The 5331-nt window shown below is 36.8% G+C and carries 7 protein-coding genes and 1 other RNA gene; 4 read left to right on the top strand and 4 right to left on the bottom strand.

Annotated features, from left to right (window positions below; genetic code table 11):
* Positions 1-339 (bottom strand): AAA family ATPase (locus WBM60_RS12980; protein WP_424283173.1); only part of this gene is annotated, 339 nt, incomplete at its 3' end.
* A gap of 272 nt (positions 340-611) precedes the next feature.
* Between WBM60_RS12980 and rnpB the strand changes: the two genes are divergently transcribed.
* Positions 612-932, top strand: an RNA gene (gene rnpB / locus WBM60_RS12975) — RNase P RNA component class A.
* Positions 933-985: 53 nt separating this feature from the next.
* On the opposite strand, the gene rsmD is transcribed toward rnpB, so the two are convergent.
* Genes rsmD through WBM60_RS12960 form a run of 3 tightly spaced genes read right to left on the bottom strand, consistent with a single transcriptional unit; the run spans position 986 to position 2986 of the window.
* Complete coding sequence (gene rsmD / locus WBM60_RS12970; protein ID WP_424283172.1) at positions 986-1537, bottom strand: 16S rRNA (guanine(966)-N(2))-methyltransferase RsmD; 552 nt, start codon at positions 1535-1537, stop codon at positions 986-988.
* The gene (locus tag WBM60_RS12965; protein ID WP_424259038.1) at positions 1537-2358 is read right to left on the bottom strand and encodes a DUF3822 family protein; all 822 of its coding nucleotides are present in this window, start codon (positions 2356-2358) and stop codon (positions 1537-1539) included. Before WBM60_RS12965 ends, rsmD begins: the two co-directional genes overlap by 1 nt.
* A complete protein-coding gene (locus WBM60_RS12960) occupies positions 2336-2986 on the bottom strand; it encodes a hypothetical protein (RefSeq protein ID WP_424278569.1) in 651 nt (216 codons plus the stop codon). The genes WBM60_RS12965 and WBM60_RS12960 overlap by 23 nt, the downstream gene beginning before the upstream one ends.
* 104 nt (positions 2987-3090) lie before the next feature.
* Between WBM60_RS12960 and WBM60_RS12955 the strand changes: the two genes are divergently transcribed.
* From WBM60_RS12955 to WBM60_RS12945, 3 genes are all read left to right on the top strand, one after another.
* Entirely contained in the window at positions 3091-4530 is a 1440-nt protein-coding gene (locus WBM60_RS12955; RefSeq protein WP_424259040.1) for an ATP-dependent DNA helicase, read from the top strand.
* Between the two features lie 27 nt (positions 4531-4557).
* Positions 4558-5127 (top strand): DUF4126 domain-containing protein, encoded by a 570-nt coding sequence (locus tag WBM60_RS12950; protein WP_424283171.1) that lies wholly within the window; start codon positions 4558-4560, stop codon positions 5125-5127.
* A 14-nt stretch (positions 5128-5141) separates the two neighbouring features.
* Positions 5142-5331 (top strand): cytidylyltransferase domain-containing protein (locus WBM60_RS12945; RefSeq protein ID WP_424283170.1); only part of this gene is annotated, 190 nt, incomplete at its 3' end.

Genomic DNA, 5331 nt, shown 5'->3' with positions numbered 1-5331 from the left:
GATATATACTTTGTATTTTCCAACCTGAGGTGGTATTCGCACCTGGTCAATTAAGCTCCTGATATCATCAACAGAATTATTGGATGCCGCATCCAGCTCAAAAATATTGAATGCAAAATCTTCATCTTCTTTTTCTGTACCGTCCTGGTTGATCTGTTTGGCCAAAATCCGTGCGCATGTAGTCTTTCCTACGCCTCTGGGGCCACAGAATAAAAGCGCTTGAGCCAGATGGTTATTATCTATTGCATTCAGCAAAGTATTTGTTATGGCTTCCTGGCCCACAACATCCTTGAAGGTTTTGGGTCTGTACTTACGCGCCGATACAATAAAAGGTTCCAATTAAATAAGGTTTTGTAGGCTAAATATAAACGCCTACTCTGTTATATACAAATATAGAAATAGCCGTCAATTCTGGCGTTTAATTTGGATATATATGCCCAATTTTTATCAACAATTGTTTTGTAACAGAACTATTGCCCAAGGGTGTAAATGCCAAAATATTCATTATTATTTCCATGTCGGGATTTGAAATAGCATGCATGAAGACAAATCAAAGTATGAATAGAGCCGTATTTCTTTTTATGCCTAAATGGGATATCGTACCTTTGCATTAAACAGGTCGCCTTATCGCGCTAACAATTTATGTTGGTGAGGAAAGTCCGGACACCATAGTGCAGCATAGCGGGTAACGCCCGTCTCTTCCGCCATGTGCGGGAGAAGGACAAGTGCAACAGAAAGCAAGTACAGGTAATGCTGTAGTGAAATCAGGTAAACTCTATGCGGTGAAACGTCATGTAAATCAGCGTTTGAGGACTGCACGTTCAAGCTGAAGGGTAGGCGGTTAGAACTTTTGGGTAACCTTTAGTCCAGATAAATGATAAGGAAGGTCTCATTGAGGCCTTACAGAATCCGGCTTATGACCTGCTTTTAAAAAAACTCCCTTGTTCTATAAGGTCTATTTTAGATTTAAGAGCGAGGGATTTTTTTATTCCATAGTCTCATTTGATTCAAAAAAACTAAAAATACTCCCTCCGTATTTCTTCATGTATTTAAAATTTTCAACAACAGATAAATCGGTGTGTTTGGAATGCTCTATTATTAAAATCCCATTTTTATTTAATAATTGTCTTTCAAAAACAATTGAAGCAATCCTGGAACAATCTTCGAAGGTAAAATTATAAGGTGGATCAACAAATATAATATCAAAATTCAGCTTTACTTTTTCAATAAACTTAAAAACATCACTTTTAATAGCAGAAATATTAAAGTCAAGTTCATGGGCCATTTTTGCGATAAACTTAATACATCTGTAATCTTTATCAACTGCCACAATTTCCCTGCTGCCTCTGGAGGCAAATTCGAAACTTATATTCCCCGTACCAGAAAATAAGTCCAATACTTCCAGATCCTCAAAATAATAGTTGTTATTTAAGATATTGAATAAAGCTTCTTTGGCCATGTCCGTAGTGGGACGTACAGGTAGCCCCTTGGGGGCCATGATACGGCGGCCTTTATGTGAACCGGAGATAATGCGCATTAAAGTGCGTTTAGTACTGTAAAATCGACTACTTCCTTATCTAACTCTTCAGTTGAATAAATATCGCTGGGTGGAATAAATAATGAAATATGCTGTATATATTCATAGGCAATATTGTAAAGCTCATCGCCCATATCGACAGCACCGAAAAGCCTTAGTTTTATGGTTTCTGTATTCAGTTTCAATTGTTCTAAGGTAAAAAGGAGGTAATAAATAAAATCTTCTCTGGTGCTAAATTGAAAACTATTAAAGAATAATAATTGCTTTTGAGTGAGTACTGTAATATCCATCTGCTTACCGGCAACATGCACATAACAAATAGGCTCATTTCCATTGCTGTGCGAATTTAATAAGGATTGCACCATAACTGTCCCATGGTGCATGAATTCAAATTCCCCAAAAAGATCATAAATGTAATTGTTGATATTTACAAAAGGCACATATACATTTACCAGATCGTAACTATCAATCTCATCATATTCAACGAGATCATTCGCTAGTATTTTGACATTAAACTTAAGATAGTTGGCAAGTTCTGCTTTATCAAATAATGGTTTAGGAACAAGGCTAAAGAGATTATTTCTATGAATAACCACGACCTCTGTAAAGGAATAATCTTCAAGTTGTATTTCTCTGAATAACTGTTTTAATTCCTTTTGCATCTCATAAGGGCTTAGCTCTTTACCAAAGTTACGCCGCTTGTAATGTTTGATCGCGTTAGCTATGGTGTCCACGATACAAAAAGAAAGTCCATTCAAGCTAACCTGAATGGACAATTTATGAAAATTTTCAATATTGTTATTGATCTCCTTTTTTGTCATATATAGGGGGCCAGTTACCATTGGTACTTACATCTGTAAGCGAACCTACTCTAATTTCTGGTCCGTTTACTTCTTCAACACTTATTTGAGCGTTTTCCCTGGCCATAAGATCCTTAGGTTGGTCGTATAAAATAATATCCTTTTTAACTTTGGCTTCAAAAACCGGAGCCTTGTAGCCTCCCTTATCAACAATTTCAGCTTTCATATCAAATGTTTCTCCACCTTGAGCGTAAGGAACATTCATCATGCTTTTATAGCGATCATCGCCTTTAAATAAGGAATCCTTTACGGAAACAAATCCCAGGGTATCAATAATGGTTACTTCTCTTAAAAGATCAATTCCATAAACCTTGTCAAACTCCATGTATGAAGAGTCTCTTTGCTGAGTTATTGTATATTTTCCGGTATCCACAAAAGTTATAAGACTTTTAAAGTCGTTGGCAAATTTTCCATTAACTGTCCTGTAGGCTTCCTGAGAATCTCGGATGTCCTTTAAATTGGAAATTACTTTAGAAAAACGTTCTTCCTTTATCTTTTTAAACTCAATAGGCCCTGTTACAGATCTATAGATTAGGTATCCAAGTCCTACACAAATTATCCAAAGTACTATCTGAAGTATGGTTTTCATTTTTAACTGGTATTAATTATCTTTAACTGGTATTCACAAATCTACAATTTTTTTTTAATCGTAAAAGGTTTTGTCGCAAAAATCCTCTTTATATTTGAAGGCTTATGAAATTGCTTACTGCGCCTTCTTTTTATAAACTTCTTAAGGATAACTTTCCTCATACACCCACATCGAAACAAGAAGTGGCCTTACAACAGCTGGCACATTTTGTGTTATCTGAAAAAAAAGAGGAAGTCTATTTGTTGAAAGGTTTTGCCGGAACTGGTAAAACAACCATAGTAGGGGACATCGTTTCTAATTTATGGAAGACAACTATGAAGGCAGTTCTGCTGGCACCCACCGGAAGGGCGGCCAAAGTGATGAGTAATTATTCCAAAAGTCAGGCCTTCACAATTCACCGGAAAATCTACTTTCCGAAAAAAGAAAGTGGGGGAGGCATAAAATTTATACTTGCACCAAACAAGCATAGGGATACAATTTTTATTGTGGATGAAGCTTCTATGATCCCTGATGCACCATCAGATTCCAAGTTATTTGGAAATGGCTCACTCTTAGACGACTTGTTGATGTTTGTGTACTCCGGCCATAATTGTAAATTGATTTTAATTGGTGATACTGCTCAGTTGCCACCGGTTCATTTGCAAATCAGCCCTGCTTTGGACAGCGAAAAACTAGCTCATAATTATAATAAAGAAGTTACAACCTTAGAGTTAGATGAAGTAGTAAGACAGGCAGAAGACTCCGGGATATTACTGAATGCCACCAATTTGCGGGAGCAATTACAATCTGGCTACTTAGATGAATTTAGATTTGATGTTAACCCCTATAAAGATATTGTAAGACTAATTGATGGCAATGACATTCAGGAAGCAATTGATAATTCATACAGGGAAAATGGGAAGGAAGAGACAGTGCTAATTGTTCGCTCAAATAAAAGAGCAAATTTGTATAATGAAAACATAAGAAACAGGATATTATACCTGGAAAATGAGTTAGCTCCCGGCGATTATATGATGGTTGTCAAGAACAATTACTTTTGGTTAAAGACCAATTCAGAGGCCGGTTTTATTGCAAATGGTGATATTATTGAAATCCTGGAGATTTTTTCTATTAAGGAACTCTATGGTTTCAAATTTGCGGAGGTAAAAGTGAAAATGGTAGATTATCCGAACCAAAGACCGTTTGAGACTGTCTTATTATTAGATACAATAAGAGCTGATACACCTTCATTGTCTTATGAAGAAGGAAATAGGTTATATCAGGAAGTACAAAAGGATTATGCTCATGAAAAGTCCAAATACAAACGTTTTCTGGGAGTAAAGAATAACAAATACTTTAATGCCTTGCAGGTGAAATTTTCATATGCCATTACGTGCCATAAATCGCAGGGGGGACAATGGAATACTGTATTTGTAGAGCAACCTTATCTTCCGAATGGAATAGATCGTGAATATTTGCGATGGCTCTATACCGCGGTAACCAGAGCTAAGGAAAAATTGTACCTGATCGGGTTCAAGAGCGATTTTTTTGTTGATCAGGAATGACTTAAATTAGTACAACAGATTTTTATAATGACATCTGAGACAATTATTAGTATATTTCTTGGAATCGGGCTGGCCGCTTCGGTTGGGTTTAGGGTATTTTTGCCTTTGTTTGCACTTAGTCTTGCAGCCTATTTCGGCGTTTGGGAATTAAACGAACAGTGGGTATGGATTGGTAGTCTTGCAGCATTAATTGTACTTGGGGTTGCTACAATAATAGAATTATTGGCCTATTTTATTCCTTGGGTGGATAACTTACTTGATAGCTTAGCTATTCCCCTTGCTGCAATTGCAGGTACAGCCGTTATGGTTTCGACAGTGGCAAATTTGGATCCGGTTGTTACGTGGTCCCTTGCCATTATAGCCGGAGGAGGCACTGCAACGGCTATAAAAGGAGCTTCAGCAGCTGGAAGAGTTGTTTCTACGACAACTACAGGAGGTTTGGCGAATCCATTGGTTTCTGCCTTAGAATCCGGAACCGCTATTGTCGTTTCAATCGCATCAATATTTGCTCCAATACTTGCTATGGTGTTGGTTATTATTATACTAATTTTTATTTTTTCCATTTATCGAAAACTAAGGCCAAGAATTAAACATTAATAAAAACTATATCAATGACTAAAATAATTGCCATGATACCTGCGCGTTATGCCGCAACCAGATTTCCAGGAAAATTGATGCAGGATTTAGCGGGTAAACCTGTCATTGTCAGAACTAATGAGGCCGCTTTAAGGACAAAATTATTTGATGAGGTTTATGTAGTAACAGACAGCCCTATCATTTATGATGCTATCGTTAAAGTAG

The sequence above is a fragment of the Eudoraea sp. genome, assembly GCF_049669105.1.
In the GTDB taxonomy this organism is placed as follows: domain Bacteria; phylum Bacteroidota; class Bacteroidia; order Flavobacteriales; family Flavobacteriaceae; genus Eudoraea.
This window is presented reverse-complemented; position numbering and strand designations above follow the sequence as displayed.